The sequence below is a fragment of the Vibrio sp. 970 genome (genome assembly GCF_033339075.1).
This window is the reverse complement of record NZ_JAWOTW010000016.1, coordinates 54,298-73,071: the sequence shown is the minus strand read 5'-3', so window position 1 is coordinate 73,071 and position 18,774 is coordinate 54,298. Positions and strand designations below refer to the sequence as shown.

Genomic DNA, 18,774 nt, shown 5'->3' with positions numbered 1-18,774 from the left:
ACTCCTCACGCTATACTCAAATACTGCCATTGGGCGGATTATTACCTGTATCGACAACTCGCGCAGAATTTTTAGAAAAATCTTAGCTAATGGATCACAAATTACACTTAACAACCTCAACCAAAATATGGGGTTTCATCGCTTAGACTCGTTGAACGCTAATTTTGTGACAATTATATAAGGTTAAATTTGACCAAGTTACTAGGCTAAGGTAACTTTCGTGCATCTTACCCGAGGCTTGATTAAGGCAGAAAAAAGATGGCGGTCAAGAAACCAGAAAACATGACCTTTGAAGCAACCATTGAAGAGCTTGATAGCTTGGTTGATCAATTAGAAAATGGCGATCTTGCTCTAGATGATGCCCTGCGTAAGTTTGAACGAGGCATTGCCTTAGCTCGTGCAGGCCAAACTAAATTAAGCGACGCCGAACAGCGCGTGAGCATTCTTCTTAGTGAAGATGATGAAGCACCACTGAGTGACTTCAAACCAGATTCAGAATAACAATCAGTAGTGAGCAATGTGATGCAACAGACATTGACGTCTTTTCAACAAAGAAACAATCAGCAATTGAATTTGTGGCTCGATCAGCTTCCATATCAAGAGCAGCCATTGATTCAAGCAATGAAATACGGCCTTTTGCTAGGTGGGAAACGCGTTCGCCCTTTTCTTGTTTACATCACAGGTCAAATGCTCGGCTGTAAACCTGAAGACTTAGACACCCCCGCCGCTGCTATCGAATGTATACATGCCTACTCACTCATTCATGATGATCTGCCAGCCATGGACGATGATGAACTGCGTCGAGGTCAACCAACTTGTCATATTAAGTTTGATGAAGCAACCGCAATACTGACAGGTGATGCACTACAAACTCTTGCCTTCACTATTATTTCTGATGGTCAATTAAGCTCGGCGGCAGAAGCTCAACGCATCAATATGATCAAAGCCTTAGCGCATTCCTCTGGTGCCAGCGGCATGTGTGTAGGGCAAGCCTTAGATTTAGGCGCGGAAAATCGCCTAGTTTCTCTTGAAGAAATGGAAGAGATACACCGTAAAAAAACCGGAGCTCTGATTGATTGTGCGGTAAAATTAGGTGCATTAGCTGCTGGTGAGAAAGGTATCGAGGTTCTACCTCACTTGGAGCGCTACTCAAAAGCAATTGGTTTGGCGTTTCAGGTTCAAGACGATATTCTTGATATCATCAGTGACACAGAAACACTGGGTAAGCCTCAAGGTTCCGACCAAGGTCTGAATAAGAGCACTTACCCTTCCCTGCTGGGTTTAGAGGGAGCCATAGAGAAAGCTCACACTCTGTTACAGGAAGCACTTCAAGCATTGGAAGCTATCCCATACAATACTCAGTTACTCGAAGAGTTCGCCCGATATGTCATCGAGCGCAAAAATTAACACTATAAGCGCGCATTTATATGACTCTTGATATTTCAAAGTACCCAACACTGGCGTTAGCAAATACACCGGAAGAATTACGTCTTCTTCCGAAAGAAACATTACCAAATCTGTGTGATGAACTGCGAACGTATCTGCTAAATTCAGTGAGCCAATCTAGCGGACACTTAGCGTCTGGCTTAGGCACCGTGGAGCTAACTGTCGCTCTGCATTATGTTTACAACACCCCTATCGACAAATTGATCTGGGATGTTGGTCATCAGGCTTACCCGCATAAAATCCTCACCGGACGTCGCGATAAAATGCCAACAATTCGCCAAAAGGATGGTCTACACCCTTTCCCTTGGCGTGAAGAAAGTGAATATGACACCTTATCTGTCGGCCACTCTTCGACATCGATTAGTGCAGGTCTTGGCATGGCCATCAGCGCACAAAAAGAAGGTAAAGGTCGCAAAATCGTCAGTGTGATTGGTGATGGCGCAATTACAGCAGGCATGGCATTCGAAGCCATGAACCACGCTGGCGACGTTCATCCTGATATGTTGGTGATTTTGAACGACAACGAAATGTCGATTTCAGAAAACGTCGGCGCCCTGAATAACCACCTTGCGAAAGTACTTTCTGGCAGCTTGTACACTTCTATCCGTGAAGGCGGCAAGAAAGTGCTGTCTGGTGTCCCACCTATTAAAGAGTTGGTTCGCCGTACGGAAGAGCACCTAAAAGGCATGGTAGTGCCTGGTACTCTGTTCGAAGAGTTCGGCTTTAATTACATTGGCCCGATTGATGGACACGACGTCAATGAACTCGTCAAAACGCTGAAAAATATGCGTGAGCTCAAAGGTCCTCAGTTCCTACACATCATGACCAAGAAAGGCAAAGGTTATGAGCCTGCCGAGAAAGATCCTATCGGCTACCATGGTGTTCCTAAATTCGATCCAACGCATAATTGTCTGCCGAAGAGCAGTGGCGGTAAGCCAACTTACTCAAAGATCTTCGGTGACTTTTTATGTGACATGGCGGCCCAAGATCCTAAGCTAATGGCAATTACGCCAGCGATGCGCGAAGGCTCGGGTATGGTGCGTTTCTCAAAAGAGTACCCAGACCAATACTTTGATGTGGCGATTGCTGAGCAGCACGCAGTGACACTTGCAACAGGCATGGCAATTGCGGGCGATCATCCAATCGTTGCTATCTATTCGACTTTCTTGCAACGTGGTTATGACCAATTGATCCACGACATCGCGATCATGGACTTACCAGTGATGTTTGCGATCGACCGCGCAGGTCTCGTTGGCGCAGATGGTCAAACTCACCAAGGTGCGTTCGATTTGAGCTTTATGCGCTGTATTCCGAACATGGTGATCATGGCGCCAAGTGACGAAAACGAATGTCGACAAATGCTTTACACTGGCCATAAGCATTCTGGCCCGAGTGCGGTTCGATACCCTCGTGGTAGCGGCATGGGCGTAGAAATCGAAACTGAGTTTACGGCGTTAGAAATCGGTAAAGGGCGCATGGTTCGCCAAGGTGAAAAAGTTGCTATTCTGAACTTTGGTACTTTCTTGGGTAACGCGCTAGAAGCGGCAGAATACCTTAACGCCACTGTTGCTGATATGCGCTTTGTGAAGCCGCTCGATGAAGCATTAATTCGTCAATTAGCCGCAGATCATGACGTGCTCGTGACGTTAGAAGAAAATGTTATCGCGGGTGGTGCTGGTGCTGGTGTCGTTGAGTTCATGATGAAAGATAAAATCATTAAACCTGTGTTGAACCTAGGTTTACCAGATGAGTTTATTCATCAGGGAACACAAGATGAACTGCATGAAGAGCTTGGTCTTGATGCAAAAGGAATTGAAAAATCCATCTTGGATTATTTAGCAAAATAGAATGTAAAAAGGGATGCTCATAGCATCCTTTTTTTACGGTCAACGTTTAGTTCATCCAGCCCGCATATTTTGCGACTAGAAACAGGGCAACACTGGCCATAACTCCCGCCACGATATCATCAACCATAATACCCAGCCCACCGTGAACTCGCTTATCTAGCCACCCAATTGGCCAAGGTTTTACCATATCGAAAAAACGAAATAAGATGAAGCCAGTGATCAACCACTTCCATTCAGTTAGTGGAATATTCAGTGCAGGTACAATGCTCATCGTAATCCAAAAGCCTGCAAACTCATCCCATACGATTGAACCATGATCATGCACCTTCATGTCTGCAGACGTCACTTGGCATATTTGAATGCCGATCACACACGAAATCAGAACAACAATGACATACGCCGTAAATGGTAATTGTGCCAACAACAAAAATAAAGGCACGGCCGCCAGTGTGCCCATTGTTCCAGGGATAAACGGGGATAATCCACTGCCAAAACCCGTCGCCAATAGATGCCACGGGTTCTTTAATGAAATCAGAGAAAGAGGGTTGGTCATATCCTTAAACCTATACTGCTAGTTTGGTTTCAATCGTCATGCCTGCGAGTTACTCAATAGTAACAGGCTCTTGGCTAGAGCTTAGCTCAGATCATTTAAAGTGGTCGAAGCCACTTAAGTCCCAATCAAGTGGTTGATTGTTATCATGCAGCTCGAAGGTTCCATTTGGTCGGATTTGACCAATACATGTGACCTTACAGCCAGTATGAGATAAAGCGCTTTGTAACGAGCCTCGATTTTGCTCCGGCACGGTAAAACACAACTCGTATTCTTCGCCACTTGCTAAAGCATACTGCTGCGCGCTGATCTTATCATCTAAAAACTGGACTAATTCTGAAGAGATCGGTAGCTGAGAGACATCAATACTCACCCCAACCTGAGATCGCTGTAAAATGTGCTTAATATCAGAGATTAAACCATCTGAAATATCTATCGCCGACGAGGCTAAGCCAACAAGAGCTTGTCCAGCAAGCACACGCGGAGAACTAAGGTAATGAGCTCGCTCTAGTGCTTCCGCGCCGGCTCTGCTGCGCAGAGAGTCATCTAGAATCACATCCAAGCCAGCTTTTGCATCGCCAAGGTTTCCCGTTACATATACCCAATCCCCAGGCTTGGCTCCGGATCGCGTGAGCGCTTTGTCTTCAGGTACAAAACCTTGCACCGTGAGTGTCAGACACAATGGCCCTTTGGTGGTATCACCGCCTATTAACTGAATACCATAGTAATCAGCCAGTTCGAAAAATGCATCACAGAAAGGAGCAAGCCATTCTTCATCTGGCTCAGGCATCGTTAATGCAAAGCTCACCCACGCAGGCGTTGCGCCCATCGCCGCCAAATCACTGATGTTAGAAGCCAATGCTTTGTGTGCGACCCATGCTGGGTTCGCGTCGGCTAAGAAATGCGTTCCAGCTACCAATGTATCCGTGCTAATCGCAATCTGAACATTAGCTGGCGCTTTGACCAAAGCACAATCATCACCAGCGGCTAGATGGACATCTTTACGTTGGCTCTGACGACCGACGAAGTACTTGTCTATCAGATTAAATTCACCAGACATAATTCACTTACTTTTTGATGTAAAAGCTTTTGATACAAAAAAGGTCAGCATGTGCTGACCTTTTCATTGAAGAAATCGTTATTTCTTACGAATGTGAGGTGCTGCTTTATCAAGTACACCATTCACAAACTTGTGGCTATCTTCTGCTGCGAAAACTTTTGCAAGTTCAATCGCTTCATTGATAACAACTTTGTAAGGAACATCTTCGCGACGAGTCATCTCGTACATAGCAAGGCGAAGAAGAGCAAGTTCCATCATATCTAAATCCTGCATAGGACGAGAGATGTATGGACGAATTTTGCTATCTAGCTCAGCGTGGCTAAGTACAACACCGCTTAATAGTTCACGGAAGTAAGCTACGTCTGTCTCTGGAGCAGCAAGCGCTGGCTCAGATGCATGAAGTTCTTCTTCATCGTATTTGTCGCCAGACAAAAACTGTTCTTCAATCTTGGCAACATTCTCTTTAGTAATTTGCCATGAGTAGATCGCCTGTAGAGCGAATTGACGTGCGTTACGACGTGCGGCTGGTTTCACACTGGCCCCCATTAGGAATCAATTTCAGATAGTACATTAATCATTTCAAGTGCGCTTAGTGCAGCCTCTGCACCTTTATTACCAGCCTTGGTTCCTGCGCGTTCAATCGCTTGATCGATCGTATCAACAGTCAAAACACCAAATGCTACTGGAATGCTAAATTCCATAGACACTTGTGCTAGACCTTTGTTCATTTCACTACAAACATAGTCAAAGTGAGGCGTTCCACCGCGAATAACAGACCCTAGAGAAACAATAGCGTCGAATTTGCCAGTTTTAGCAACACGCTGAGCTACTAGAGGTAGTTCTACGGCACCTGGACAACGCACAACCGTGATGTTGTCTTCGCTTACTTGTCCGTGACGCTTTAGTGTATCGATCGCACCAGAAAGTAGGCTTTCGTTAATAAAACTGTTGAAACGAGAAATAACGATAGCAATTTTTGCATTTGGCGCTGGGAAGCCACCCTCGATCACTTTCATAAGCTTTCCTTTAACTCTATTTATAAGTGAAATATGTTCATCAAGTGAGAATCGCCGGATTCTAGCACAAATTTGTGAGCAATATCTAATGGAAATTGGAGGCAAATCACCGGTTCCTAGCCATTGACGAGTTAAGCACGTCAAAGACTAGGAACTTATTGTTCGGTTGTTACTCGCAGACGTACTCAACAACGTTCAGACCAAAACCACCTAACGCGTGGTACTTTTTGTTGGTCGATGACAGAAGGCGCATATCATGTACACCGAGATCCGCAAGAATCTGTGAACCAACGCCAACACGGCGAGACGTGCCTTGTTTTTTAGCAAGCGTTGGGGCTTCACCTTTGTCTTGCGCTTCGAACATCTTCACGCGATGAATAAGTAGATCGGTCGATTCTTCATGGCCAAGAACAACCAGCACACCGCCTTCTTCACCAATGCGTTTCATTGCCTTATCTAGTGTCCAGCTGCGCTCTGCATTACGATCGCTACGTAGTAAGTCGGTAAAAACGTCTTGAAGATGAACGCGAACCAGTGGCGCTTTTTCTTTCAAATCGCCCTTGCACATTGCGTAGTGCACTTGGTTATCAATGGTGTCTTTGTACGTGACTAACGTGAACTCGCCAAACTCTGTCGGTAACTTGCACTCTGCCACACGTTCAATCGTTGTCTCAGTGTTATTGCGGTACTCTATTAGGTCGGCAATAGTGCCCAATTTAATACCGTGCTTCTCTGCAAAGATCTCTAGATCTGGGCGACGAGCCATGGTGCCGTCGTCATTTAAGATCTCAACAATCACCGATGCTGGCTCTAAACCAGCAAGACGAGCCAAATCACAGCCAGCTTCAGTGTGACCTGCACGAGTCAGTACACCGCCGTCTTGAGCTGCGAGAGGGAAGATGTGACCAGGCTGCACCAAATCCGCAGCTTTAGCGTTTGGCGCGACTGCTGCTTGAACGGTACGTGCGCGATCTGCGGCTGAAATACCCGTCGTTACCCCTTCTGCCGCCTCAATAGAAACGGTAAAGTTGGTGGTGTATTGCGCATTATTGTCTTGCACCATTGGTGGCAGACCTAGACTTTCGCAACGATCTTTGGTCATGGTTAAACAAATCAGGCCACGGCCATAGGTTGCCATAAAGTTGATGGCTTCCGGCGTAATATGCTCGGCAGCCATGATCAAGTCACCTTCATTCTCGCGGTCTTCATCATCCATTAGAATGACCATTTTGCCTGCGCGAATATCATCAATAATTTCTTGTGGCGTACTGATTGGCATAGTCTGTTATCCCGTTATTCTAAATTTGTTATTGCGACAGCAATGAAAAATTACGTTGCATTGAATGCTAGTTAGGTCAATAGTTTGAGCTTTGCATCAAGCAAGTCAATGAATCTCGCGGTGTTCTGTGAGTCTGCTCTTTATCGCATGCCTCACGTAGCCACTCCCAAGACTTATGCAAAACCGTTTTGCTGTAAAAAGTCCATCGTGATACGAGACTCGGCCTTATCTTCTTGTTGTCCTTGCAGTAAACGCTCCATATAACGCGCAAGTACATCAACTTCCAAGTTGACTTTGCGCCCCACTTGAAACTGGTCAATCGTAGTTTCTTCACTCGTATGAGGAACGATCGTCAGCTTAAAAGCATTTTTACGTAAGTCGTTGACGGTTAGGCTAATACCATCAACAGTAATCGAGCCTTTCTCTGCAACGTACTTGCTAATTTCCGCAGGCATTGCAACCCAAAACTCTATCGCACGGCCAACTGAATTGCGTTCGACAATTTCACCAACCCCATCGACATGGCCAGAAACGATATGTCCACCCAATCGCGTTGTTGGCAACATGGCTTTTTCTAGATTCACCTTATCGCCTACTTGGTATTCAGCAAACCCAGTTTTCTTCAAGGTTTCTAATGACAGATCAGCACTGTAATAGTGGCTTCCGAAGTCAACTACCGTTAAGCAAACACCATTGGTCGCAATGCTATCGCCTAACTTAACGTCTGACATATCAAGCGTACCCGTTTCAACCGTGACGGTGATGTCTTCGCCCTTCGGCGTAATCGCAGCTAACTTGCCAACTGCTTCTACTATTCCTGTAAACATACTATTTCTTATCTAAGTTCATTACGTTTAATGGTGGCGGTGATGCGAATGTCTACCCCGACCATACGAACGTCTGTAATGTTTAAATCTATGACGTCAGCCATAGCGCTTAACCCTAAAGCACCGATAAGCCCCCGACCATCGCTGCCCATGAGTTTTGGCGCAAGGTAAACAATGAGCTCATCTACAAGATTAGCCTTTATCATCGCACTCGCTAGCGTAGCTCCAGCTTCAACCCATAAGTGATTGATGTGGTGCTCATCCGAGATACGTTTTAATGTCGTTGATAAGTCAATTTGGTCAGCGCTGTCCAATAGAGGGATACAGTCTCCATCAGAGCGAATAATAACTCGCTCTCCATCGGTGTGGAACAGCTTGAGCGCACCCGTTAAATGGTTCTGACGGTCTAAGATTACACGTACTGGTTGACGAAGTTCTTCTCGTAAATACTGCGCTTGAACACTGGTAGGTAAGTCATCCCAACGCACATTGAGTGACGCATTATCATCAATCACCGTTTTGCTGGTAGAGAGAATACCACCACTCATCGCTCGATAGCGCTGCACATCTTGGCGGGCCGCTGGGGAGGTGATCCATTGGCTCTGACCATTACTGAGTGCGCTTTGCCCATCCAAACTGGCTGCCATTTTTAATTGAACAAACGGCATGCCTGTACGCATGTACTTTATAAAACCAGGGTTAAGGGCAAGGGCATCTTGCTCTAACAAGCCGATTTGTACTTCAATTCCGGCATCACGTAACATCTGGATGCCGCGACCTGCAACTTTCGGGTTTGGGTCTACCATGGCGCAAACCACACGTGCCACTTTGGCTTTAATCAGCCCTTCGGCACATGGCGGTGTACGGCCGTAATGAGAGCAAGGTTCTAGCGTCACATAAGCGGTTGCACCAACTGTTTTTTCACCCGCCATGCGCATCGCGTGCACTTCGGCATGCGGCTCACCAGCACGATGGTGATAGCCTTCACCGACAATTTCTTCATCACGAACGATGACACACCCTACATTTGGATTAGGGGCGGTGGTGTAAATGCCACGTTTCGCTAACTTAATAGCTCGTGACATCATGGCGAAATCTAAATCAGAAAACGCTCTTTCAGGAGTGTGTTGAGTCATGAGCTACTCAGTCTTCTAGGCGGGCAATCTCTTCGCCAAACTCGCGAATATCTTCAAAGCTGCGGTAAACGGAAGCAAAACGAATGTAAGCCACCTTATCGAGCTCTTTGAGCTGGTCCATGACTAAATTACCAATCATTTCACTCGGAACCTCTCGCTCACCCGTCGCACGCAGTTGTGATTTGATCATACTGATCGCTAATTCTATAGAATCGGCACTCACTGGGCGTTTCTCTAAAGCGCGTTGAATACCGCCGACCATTTTATCTTCATCAAATGGTTCACGGTTGCCATTCGATTTGATCACTTTAGGCATCACTAACTCTGCGCTTTCAAACGTAGTGAAACGCTCGCTACACGCCAAGCACTGACGGCGACGTCGAACTTGATGGCCATCAGCCACTAAGCGGGAATCAATAACTTTGGTATCGTTCTCGGAACAAAAAGGACAATGCATATCACCTCCATATCTATACCAAAATAACCTCATGAGCAATCACGAATAACCACGCGTTCATGGTTATACGGACTCTATTAAAGCTATTTGGGTATAACGCTTTCAAACCGAAATAAAAGCTCATGTAGTGTAGCGGAATTGGTATGTTAGACAAAACAAAAAGGGGCGCAAAGGCCCCTTTTTCACTCAAGATCTCGTCGAATGTGTTAACTGCGTGCTAAGTAGTTCGCTTTACCAACCCACTTGTAGCTAGTTAGCTCTTCTAAGCCCATCGGACCGCGTGCATGTAGCTTTTGCGTAGATACTGCGACTTCTGCGCCAAGGCCAAATTGCGCACCGTCTGTAAAGCGCGTTGAAGCATTCACATAAACCGCCGCCGAACCGACAGAATTGATGAACAGTTCTGAGTTTTCCAAGCTATTGGTCATGATCGCATCTGAGTGGCTCGCGTTATGGACACGCATATGATCAACGGCATCTTTCACATCAGACACAACTTTTACACCAAGAGTGTAGCTCAACCATTCCGTATCAAAGTCACCTTCAACAGCATCGCGAATTTGTGTTGCTTGAGCCATCAGTGCTTTTGCCTTAGGCTCTGTCACGAAGGTCACTTTATCGTTCATGCGCTCTACGATCATTGGTAGGAATTGCGCTGCAATTTTTTCATGCACGAGCAGCGTATCTAATGAGTTACACGCAGATGGACGTTGAACTTTAGAGTTCTCAACCACATTCAGGGATTTCTTTAGATCAGCGGATTCGTCGACAAAGATATGGCTGATACCAAAGCCACCAATAATCACCGGAATCGTGCTGTTTTCTTTACACATTTTGTGTAGGCCAGCACCACCGCGTGGAATGATCATGTCGACGTAATCGTCCAACTTAAGCAATTGAGAAACAAGCTCACGATCTGGTTTTTCAATGTACTGCACAGAAGCGGCTGGAAGGTTCGCCTTTGCGAGCGCAGACTGAATAACCTTCACTAATTCCATATTCGAGAAAAATGTCTCTTTGCCACCACGTAAAATACTTGCGTTGCCGGTTTTCAAGCACAACGCTGCAATATCAATGGTTACGTTTGGACGCGCTTCATAAATTACGCCCACGACACCAAGCGGCACACGACGACGAGACAGTGACATCCCATTTTCCAGTACCTTACTGTCTATTTCGCTGCCTACAGGATCGTTCAAGCTAATGACGTTGCGAACATCATTCGCAATTGCAGTCAATCGTTCTTCATTAAGCAAAAGGCGATCGAGCAGCGCATCGGTTAAACCCGCTTCACGGCCAAGTTCGATGTCTTTAGCGTTTGCCGCCAAAATAGCAGCAGAGTTTGCTTCTAGTTCATCAGCAATGATGGCTAATGCTTGGTTCTTTTGCGCAGTTGACGCTGTCGCTAATTCGAAAGCTGCATCTTTAGCAGCTTTACCCATATTCGTTAAATCCACTTTGCTTCCCTCTAATTCTATTCCTGAATGACGACCAAATCATCGCGGTGAATCACCTCAGAGCCATAATCATGACCCAAAATAGAGATGATATCTTTACTGTGCTTACCAGTAATTTTAGTTAGGTCATCACTTGAGTAGGCGCTGATGCCACGAGCCACCAACTTACCGTGAGTGTTTGTTACACGCGCCACTTCGCCTCGTGCGAAGTCACCACTAACTTTGATGACCCCTTTAGCAAGTAGGCTACTGCCCTTGCCGACCACAGCATTGACTGCACCATCATCAATAACGATGTCGCCCGATGCCGCAGGTCCCGCTAGAATCCAGCGTTTACGGTTCTCTAAGGCTTCAGCGCAAGGTAGGAAGCGCGTGCCCTGAGGTTCAGCACTTAAAGAGTCAAAGATAACATTCGGCGCACTACCAGCAGCAATAATAACCTCGATACCTGCGCGGCGAGCGATGTCTGCGGCTTGCAGCTTCGTTGCCATACCACCAGTACCCAATGTTGTACCGCTTCCACCTGCGATTTTACGCAGCGTATCGTCGATGGTTTTTACTTCCTTGATAAGCTCTGCGTTCGGATCTTTACGAGGGTCAGCAGTAAACAGACCTTTTTGGTCCGTTAAAAGCAAGAGCTTATCTGCGCCACATAAAATGCCTACCAAAGCGGAAAGGTTGTCGTTATCGCCAACTTTAATCTCGCTAGTCGCAACGGCATCATTTTCGTTTACGATAGGAACAATATCGTTCGCAACGAGCGCATTAATAGTGTCACGCGCGTTAAGGAATCGCTCACGATCTTCTAAATCGGCACGGGTTAGTAGCATTTGGCCGATCTTGATACCATAAATACCAAACAAAGACTCCCATGTTTGAATCAAGCGACTCTGCCCCACCGCGGCAAGTAACTGCTTACTCGCCATCTCGTTGGGCAATGCGGGGTAACCAAGATGCTCACGGCCTGCTGCAATCGCACCAGACGAAACCATTACGATTGAATGGCCTTGTTTTTTAAGCTCAGCACACTGGCGTGCTAACTCAACCATGTGTGCACGGTCGAGTGCCAGAGTGCCGCCTGTCAGCACACTTGTACCCAGTTTCACAACGACAGTTTGTGGTTGTGAAACAACTGCATTTTGTTGATTCGTTGTCATGATGTCTTCTGAAGTGAAAAACAAATAAAGAGAGGATGTTTTAACAATCAAATAGGGAATTAACAAGAGAAAAGGTGCGTTTTCGCACCTTTTTGTTTGGTATTAAATGAAAACAACCAAATTAAGCGAAATCGAAAGACTCCGTGTGATATTCGACTTCTAATTTGAAGTGTTCTTCTAAAGTATCAACCAGCTTTTGATGGAATGTGCTCTGCGTGAGATACACTTCCTCTACTACTTTTTTGGGAAGGGCTTCAGATACCCATTGCCCTTCTTTGTTGTACTTGCCAATATGATATTTAGCAGTAAAGCCTCCCTCGATGGATTCCAAATCCATCCACCAGCCCCAAAATTCACGCTTCTCAGGCGATTTTTTGTCGTCTACACATACAGATAAACAATCAAAATAATAGCGCCCTTCTTGCGATTGTGGTTCGCGCAGGTAAGGCCCTATCGCCTTCAACTTTGACATCAAGCGAAAGTGAGTCGGGCCCTGAGTCGTCTCTGACATATGAATCTCCGTTTTCATAGTTAAAAGTAAACACCCAAGAATGATTATTATTTTTAATTATCATGAGCTTATTTTTTGCTCAGATATATCACTCTTAACTAATTTAGGAGAATTGTCACCCTAATAATTCATCTTCTAGCCACTTTATGGCTAAATCGAGGGATTGCTCATATCCTTTTGTAATTGTTTTGGAACTGATTTTTTTCGCTCTACCATACTGGCTAAATAGAGCAACAAGTTGATTATCACTGTGTGGCGACACTGGATCGCCTTCAAGACTCAAAGCCAAAATAGGCACTTTGGTTTTTCGACTGCTCAGGAAGCCCTGAACCTTCAATGACCACGCCATCATCTGACCAGCCATGCTATTAATATCAACCGCATTTTTCCCCAAACGGGAAGCCAAAAGATCTAGGTACATCTTCGGCATTTTTTGTAACTTCTGAGGGGAAGTAAAAATATCATGAACTGGCGCGCCTAGAGCGACACAAGCTTTGATCTTTTCTTGCTCGACAAAAGAGAGTCTGATCATGGCATTACCACCAAAACGAAACCCAACTAACCCCACTTTGTGATGATCAACCCAAGGTAGCGAGTAAAGCTCATTCAATACCGCTTGATGTAGGCAACTTGAATTCTCGGTCAAGGGCCAATGAGAGCTATGCCCTACCGAAGGCATGTCTACGGTTAACATCGCAATATCTCGCGGTGCAAGACGATTACGGAACAAACGCCACATGTCGGTTTGTAGGGTATCCAAACCAGCGCTCACCATTACCACAGGCAACTGTTTATCCGTTCTTGGTAAATGGAGGTTCGCGATGATTTTGCGATTTTGGTAAGGCACTTCAATTTGCTTGATGGTGTACTTAGTTTTTTCTGCGCCGTCAGAATACGCTTTGTTTGCCAGTACTTGAGCCTGCGATGCCAAGTTATCATTTTTTAAATGTGGGTAGCCTGCAATACTAAAACACAAAGAAGCAGTGAAGAGTTCATCCGCTGCCTCTTCTCCTTGCATTTCATTTGCTCGCTTCTGATGATCCATACCAAGCTTGATCCACTCAAATGTCCAGTTACCACTGTGATAACCCATTACAGTGTCTAACCAATCATCATTGGTTCGCGAGTGAGAAGATGAAGCAATTTTGGACAGTACGCCTTCCATTTCGATCGGAGACAATCCTTGCCAAGCCCATTGCAAGCGACGCAAATGACGATACCAAGCACGATCACCCTGCGCTTCTCGTTCATCAAGTATTTTTTTACTGGTCGGCATGTACTGGGTAAGCGCGGAGGTTTCTTTTGCTTGCTTATGTTTCACGAACAAAGTTTCGGAAAGATTTTTACTGACGTCTTCAGACATAGGAAGAACCCTAGGCTATTAGCATGATTTAATATCATAATAAAAAAAATGCCCCTATAAAGGGGCATTTCTCAATATTCTTTAACCGCGCTTATTTTTGCTTGCGGTTTACTGGCTCAGCATACTGGATTGACATATCCCAAGGCTGCTCGATCCAAGTGTCTTGAGCAATATCTACAACGTAATCATCCAGCAGCTCTTTGCCTGATGGTTTCGCACACACAGCGATCATTTTCGCTTTTGGATACATCTCACGTAGTTTGCGCGCTGTATCACCACTGTCTACTAGGTCTTCAACGATTAGGTAACCTTCGCCATCACCTTCAGGTGCTTTTAGTACCGTCATATCGCGCTGATGATCATGGTCGTAGCTTGAAATACAGATTGTATCAACATAACGAATACCAAGTTCACGAGCCAAAATAGCGCCAGGAACCAAACCGCCGCGGCTTACCGCCCAAATTCCTTTCCATTGCTCAGCTGGCATTTGTTTTTCAGCCAGTTCACGGCAGTAAGTCTGCATTGCATCCCAAGTGATAATGAATTTTTTACTCATTGTAATAACCTAATAATTTGAAAATATGCATCCTCAAAATCTAGCGAAGTCACTCAAAAGCGGAATGCTCACTAACTTCTCCAAAATGTTTGGAGACGAGGATTTCAAGCTGCGCAAACGATTATTCTACCGAAACACACCGCTAATACCAACGGTGATATCAAAATTCTCTGCCTATTCTGCAGAAAAACCGTCTTCTGTGAACAACGTAAAAAAGAAAAAGCCAGCGTGAATAAATCCACACTGGCTTTTTGCTCGAGAAATTAACCGACGAGGTATTTAACGATGAAGATGGCTGACATCACCCATACACTCATCGACACTTCACGGCCCTTGCCGCTGAATAACTTGATCGCCGCGTATGCGATAAAGCCTAACGTGATACCTTCTGCAATCGAGAATGTTAGCGGCATAACTAAACAAGTCACAACAACTGGGGACGCTTCAGTTAGGTCACGCCAATCAATGCTTACTAGCCCAGACAGCATCAAGATCGCCACATAGAATAGCGCACCTGACGTTGCATAAGCAGGGATCATACCCGCAAGTGGTGAGAACAATAGAGCAAGTAGGAAGAGTACACCAACAACCACGGCTGTTAGACCAGTACGCCCACCCGCAGCCACACCAGAAACGCTTTCAATATAAGATGTCGTGTTGGAGGTACCAAGTAATGCACCTACTGACGTTGCTGTTGAGTCTGCAAGTAACGCTTTGTTTAAACGAGGGATGTTGCCATTCTCATCCGTTAGACCTGCTTTTTGAGAAACGCCAACGAGCGTACCTGCGGTGTCAAATAAATCGACAAATAGGAAAGCAAATACGACGGAAATCATGCCTACTTCAAACAAACCAGAGAAATCCAGTTGCATGAAAGTTGGCGCAATGCTTGGTGGCGTTGACATAATACCGCCCCACTTCACATCACCAAATAGAAGACCGAGCGCTGTAACGCCAAGAATGGCGATCATCACCGCACCTTTCACACCACGATGAACCAATGCAATCGTAAGAAAGAAGCCAATCGCGGCCAATACAGATGGCAATGATGTGATCTCTCCCATAGAAACTAATGTCGCTGGGTTATCAACGACGATACCTGCATTTTTTAATGCGATAAACGCTAAGAAAAGACCAATACCAGCTGAAATACCTGTTCGTAGAGAATGCGGGATCGAGTTAATAATCCACTCACGGATCTTAAATACGCTTAAAAGAATGAACAGAAGGCCAGAAACAAATACAGCCGCTAACGCAACTTGCCACGTATAACCCATTCCCAATACAACAGAGTAAGTGAAAAATGCGTTCAGGCCCATTCCTGGTGCCTGTGCGATTGGGTAATTGGCAACAAATCCCATAATAAAACAGCCGATTGCGGCAGCAAGACAAGTCGCAACAAAAATGGCGCCACGGTCCATACCGGTATCCGACAGGATCGCTGGGTTTACAAAAATAATGTAAGCCATAGTTAGGAAGGTCGTAACACCTGCAATGATCTCAGTGCGCACATTTGTGCCATTTTCACTGAGTTTAAAAAGCCTCTCGAGCATGATCGAATCCTGTAAAGGTAAAAAGTAAACGGTTGCGTAATCGATTGGCGGGAATTATAAAGTTATCAAATAGCAAATTCTAGATAGAATCTTCACTCTAATGCGTTTTTTTTCTTTGGATATGAAACACATTCTCTAATCTATCAAAGCAAGCAAAGAAATATATTCTTATAAAACAATAGGTAACCCAGATAACACAGTTCTCTAAAAGAGAATAAAAACTGAGCAATGTACTAAACTTTCAGATGAAAAAGGCCCATTTTAAACATGGTATCTAACAGATTTGATGGAAAAGTCGATAAAACCGAAGAATGGGGAATAGAAGAAGGCTTTGATGGCAATAAGTGAGTCAGGAAGAGAAAATAGAGATAAAAAAACGCCACCCAATTTGGGTGGCGGTGAATCATGTCAGCACTATCACTGAAAAAAAATTCCAATTTATAGGGGTGAACAAACTGTTCGAGTCACATGCGTTGACTTCACTTAGTAGCCAAAGCTTGTTGGGTATACAAAGTTACCGGTGTAAACAGACTTGCTATTCCAGAACATTGTACTTGGTAAACCTTTCATAACTATCACCTTTTAAATCAATTAAACATTCGTTGATTTCTCGGTTCCTTGGAGGCGATAAAACGGACTCATCCTTTGAGCATTTCATTCTTCTCTCAGAAGCTGGTTACAAATATACCACCAAGAAATTTAATTACAAGCATTTTAGTGATTGAAATCACAAAAAATGCATAAATTGACCTTTATCAAAGTTTATGTGTAATTAAATTACAATTTTATGAATTAAAAAATAAAGCCACTTTCAGAATGTATGATAGAGAACACATAGTGCTTGTTATTGTATTCACAAACTGTGACAGTTCTGAGAGAAATCCTTGTGATCGCGACTACTCGTACTCCTTATCTGGTGGTATGCTAACGGCAATTTGAAGGCCAAATCGTCTAGCATTTAATGCTACCTTGACAATATTTTTACGGTATATATTTGGCAAAGCACATCAAAAGGAGTCCTCCGTGTCTGAGTTCCATTCTGAGATCAGTACCTTATCACCTGCTCCACTTTGGCAGTTTTTCGATAAGATTTGTTCAATCCCTCATCCATCGAAACATGAAGAAGCATTAGCACAGTACATTATCAACTGGGCAACAGAGCAAGGCTTTGACGTTCGCCGTGATCCAACCGGTAACGTGTTCATCAAAAAGCCCGCGACACCAGGAATGGAAAATAAGAAGGCTGTTGTACTTCAAGCACACATCGACATGGTGCCGCAGAAAAACGAAGACACTGAACACGACTTCACCAAAGATCCAATCCAACCTTACATCAATGGCGAATGGGTAACTGCGAAAGGCACGACGCTTGGTGCAGATAACGGTATTGGTATGGCTTCTTGCCTTGCTGTATTGGCATCTAAAGATATTAAGCACGGTCCACTCGAAGTTCTGCTGACGATTGATGAAGAAGCAGGCATGACTGGCGCATTTGGCCTTGAAGCTGGTTGGTTAGAGGGTGAGATTCTTCTAAATACAGACTCTGAACAAGAAGGCGAAGTCTACATGGGTTGTGCAGGTGGCGTTGATGGCACCATGACTTTCGATATTTCTCGAGAATCAACGCCTGCAGGTTTTGTAACACGCCAACTGACGCTGAAAGGCCTAAAAGGTGGTCACTCAGGTTGTGACATTCACACAGGTCGCGGTAATGCCAACAAATTACTTGGTCGTTTCCTTGCCGGTCATGCTCAAGAGCTTGATTTACGTTTAGTCGAATTCCGTGGTGGTAGCTTACGTAATGCAATCCCTCGCGAAGCGTTTGTTACTGTCGCGCTTCCTGTCGAAAACCAAGACAAGCTTGCTGAGCTGTTCAACCACTACACTGAGCTGCTTAAAACTGAATTGGGTAAAATCGAAACAGGTATCGTAACCTTTAATGAAGTGATCACGACTGACGCGCAAGTATTTTCAATCGCCGATCAGCAACGATTCATTGCGGCACTTAACGCTTGTCCAAACGGCGTAATCCGTATGAGTGATGAGGTGGAAGGCGTTGTTGAAACTTCTCTAAACGTTGGTGTGATCAGCACAGAAGAAAATAAAGTCACCGTGCTTTGCTTGATTCGTTCTCTCATTGACTCTGGCCGTAGCCAAGTGGAAAGCATGCTGCGCTCGATTACTGAGCTAGCAGGCGCGCAAATTCAGTTCTCAGGCGCTTACCCTGGCTGGAAGCCAGATGCAGATTCCGAGATCATGGCAATTTTCCGTGATATGTATGAAGGCATTTACGGTCATAAGCCGAACATCATGGTCATCCATGCTGGTCTTGAGTGTGGCCTATTTAAAGAACCATACCCACACATGGATATGGTTTCTTTCGGTCCAACAATAAAATTCCCTCACTCTCCAGATGAGAAAGTGAAGATTGATACTGTTCAGTTGTACTGGGATCAGATGGTCGCGCTTTTAGAAGCGATTCCAGAGAAAGCATAATTCAATCACGAAAAACGACAAAGGGTGCCATACGGCACCCTTTTTTTTGGTTTAGTTGAACCC

18 protein-coding genes are annotated in these 18,774 nt (G+C 45.0%); 4 read left to right on the top strand and 14 right to left on the bottom strand.

Annotated elements, in window-relative coordinates; all coding sequences use genetic code 11:
* Window positions 1–258 precede the first annotated feature (258 nt).
* The 3 genes from xseB to dxs are packed head-to-tail and all read left to right on the top strand — an operon-like array spanning window position 259 to window position 3,293.
* A complete protein-coding gene (xseB, locus tag R7Q11_RS20095; RefSeq protein ID WP_005381566.1) occupies window positions 259–501 on the top strand; it encodes an exodeoxyribonuclease VII small subunit in 243 nt (80 codons plus the stop codon).
* A 21-nt stretch (window positions 502–522) separates the two neighbouring features.
* A complete protein-coding gene (gene ispA, locus R7Q11_RS20090; RefSeq protein ID WP_042521208.1) occupies window positions 523–1,407 on the top strand; it encodes a (2E,6E)-farnesyl diphosphate synthase in 885 nt (294 codons plus the stop codon).
* Window positions 1,408–1,427: 20 nt separating this feature from the next.
* The gene (gene dxs, locus R7Q11_RS20085) at window positions 1,428–3,293 is read left to right on the top strand and encodes a 1-deoxy-D-xylulose-5-phosphate synthase (protein ID WP_005383623.1); all 1,866 of its coding nucleotides are present in this window, start codon (window positions 1,428–1,430) and stop codon (window positions 3,291–3,293) included.
* 46 nt (window positions 3,294–3,339) lie between these two features.
* Here dxs and pgpA read toward each other — a convergent pair whose 3' ends face one another.
* The 14 genes from pgpA to R7Q11_RS20015 form a co-directional block, all read right to left on the bottom strand.
* Complete coding sequence (gene pgpA, locus R7Q11_RS20080; RefSeq protein WP_225466674.1) at window positions 3,340–3,846, bottom strand: phosphatidylglycerophosphatase A; 507 nt, start codon at window positions 3,844–3,846, stop codon at window positions 3,340–3,342.
* Window positions 3,847–3,937: 91 nt separating this feature from the next.
* Window positions 3,938–4,903, bottom strand: coding sequence for a thiamine-phosphate kinase (gene thiL, locus R7Q11_RS20075; RefSeq protein WP_005381570.1), 966 nt, complete (start codon window positions 4,901–4,903; stop codon window positions 3,938–3,940).
* 78 nt (window positions 4,904–4,981) lie between these two features.
* Window positions 4,982–5,449, bottom strand: a complete 468-nt coding sequence (gene nusB, locus R7Q11_RS20070) for a transcription antitermination factor NusB (RefSeq protein ID WP_005381571.1) — start codon at window positions 5,447–5,449, stop codon at window positions 4,982–4,984.
* Window positions 5,449–5,919: a 6,7-dimethyl-8-ribityllumazine synthase gene (gene ribE / locus R7Q11_RS20065; RefSeq protein ID WP_005381572.1), complete on the bottom strand. Its 471-nt coding sequence runs from the start codon at window positions 5,917–5,919 to the stop codon at window positions 5,449–5,451. Before ribE ends, nusB begins: the two co-directional genes overlap by 1 nt.
* Before the next feature lie 169 nt (window positions 5,920–6,088).
* Window positions 6,089–7,198: a bifunctional 3,4-dihydroxy-2-butanone-4-phosphate synthase/GTP cyclohydrolase II gene (gene ribBA / locus R7Q11_RS20060; protein ID WP_005381573.1), complete on the bottom strand. Its 1,110-nt coding sequence runs from the start codon at window positions 7,196–7,198 to the stop codon at window positions 6,089–6,091.
* A gap of 173 nt (window positions 7,199–7,371) precedes the next feature.
* Window positions 7,372–8,025, bottom strand: a complete 654-nt coding sequence (locus R7Q11_RS20055; protein ID WP_005381574.1) for a riboflavin synthase — start codon at window positions 8,023–8,025, stop codon at window positions 7,372–7,374.
* A gap of 8 nt (window positions 8,026–8,033) precedes the next feature.
* Entirely contained in the window at window positions 8,034–9,161 is a 1,128-nt protein-coding gene (gene ribD, locus R7Q11_RS20050) for a bifunctional diaminohydroxyphosphoribosylaminopyrimidine deaminase/5-amino-6-(5-phosphoribosylamino)uracil reductase RibD (protein WP_225466673.1), read from the bottom strand.
* Between the two features lie 7 nt (window positions 9,162–9,168).
* Window positions 9,169–9,618 carry a transcriptional regulator NrdR gene (gene nrdR, locus R7Q11_RS20045; protein ID WP_005381578.1) on the bottom strand — a complete coding sequence of 150 codons (450 nt, stop codon included), beginning with the start codon at window positions 9,616–9,618 and terminating at the stop codon, window positions 9,169–9,171.
* A 206-nt stretch (window positions 9,619–9,824) separates the two neighbouring features.
* Complete coding sequence (locus R7Q11_RS20040; RefSeq protein WP_225466672.1) at window positions 9,825–11,075, bottom strand: glutamate-5-semialdehyde dehydrogenase; 1,251 nt, start codon at window positions 11,073–11,075, stop codon at window positions 9,825–9,827.
* A gap of 17 nt (window positions 11,076–11,092) precedes the next feature.
* Entirely contained in the window at window positions 11,093–12,232 is a 1,140-nt protein-coding gene (gene proB / locus R7Q11_RS20035; RefSeq protein WP_137281755.1) for a glutamate 5-kinase, read from the bottom strand.
* A gap of 121 nt (window positions 12,233–12,353) precedes the next feature.
* Entirely contained in the window at window positions 12,354–12,743 is a 390-nt protein-coding gene (gene crl / locus R7Q11_RS20030) for a sigma factor-binding protein Crl (RefSeq protein ID WP_005381584.1), read from the bottom strand.
* Window positions 12,744–12,858: 115 nt separating this feature from the next.
* Window positions 12,859–14,106 (bottom strand): esterase FrsA, encoded by a 1,248-nt coding sequence (gene frsA / locus R7Q11_RS20025; RefSeq protein ID WP_005381586.1) that lies wholly within the window; start codon window positions 14,104–14,106, stop codon window positions 12,859–12,861.
* Between the two features lie 91 nt (window positions 14,107–14,197).
* The gene (gene tet(34) / locus R7Q11_RS20020; protein ID WP_005381590.1) at window positions 14,198–14,662 is read right to left on the bottom strand and encodes an oxytetracycline resistance phosphoribosyltransferase domain-containing protein Tet(34); all 465 of its coding nucleotides are present in this window, start codon (window positions 14,660–14,662) and stop codon (window positions 14,198–14,200) included.
* 263 nt (window positions 14,663–14,925) lie between these two features.
* A complete protein-coding gene (locus tag R7Q11_RS20015) occupies window positions 14,926–16,215 on the bottom strand; it encodes an NCS2 family permease (RefSeq protein WP_225466671.1) in 1,290 nt (429 codons plus the stop codon).
* Window positions 16,216–17,238: 1,023 nt separating this feature from the next.
* Here R7Q11_RS20015 and R7Q11_RS20010 point away from each other — a divergent pair.
* Window positions 17,239–18,711, top strand: a complete 1,473-nt coding sequence (locus R7Q11_RS20010) for an aminoacyl-histidine dipeptidase (RefSeq protein ID WP_033905832.1) — start codon at window positions 17,239–17,241, stop codon at window positions 18,709–18,711.
* Window positions 18,712–18,774 lie beyond the last annotated feature (63 nt).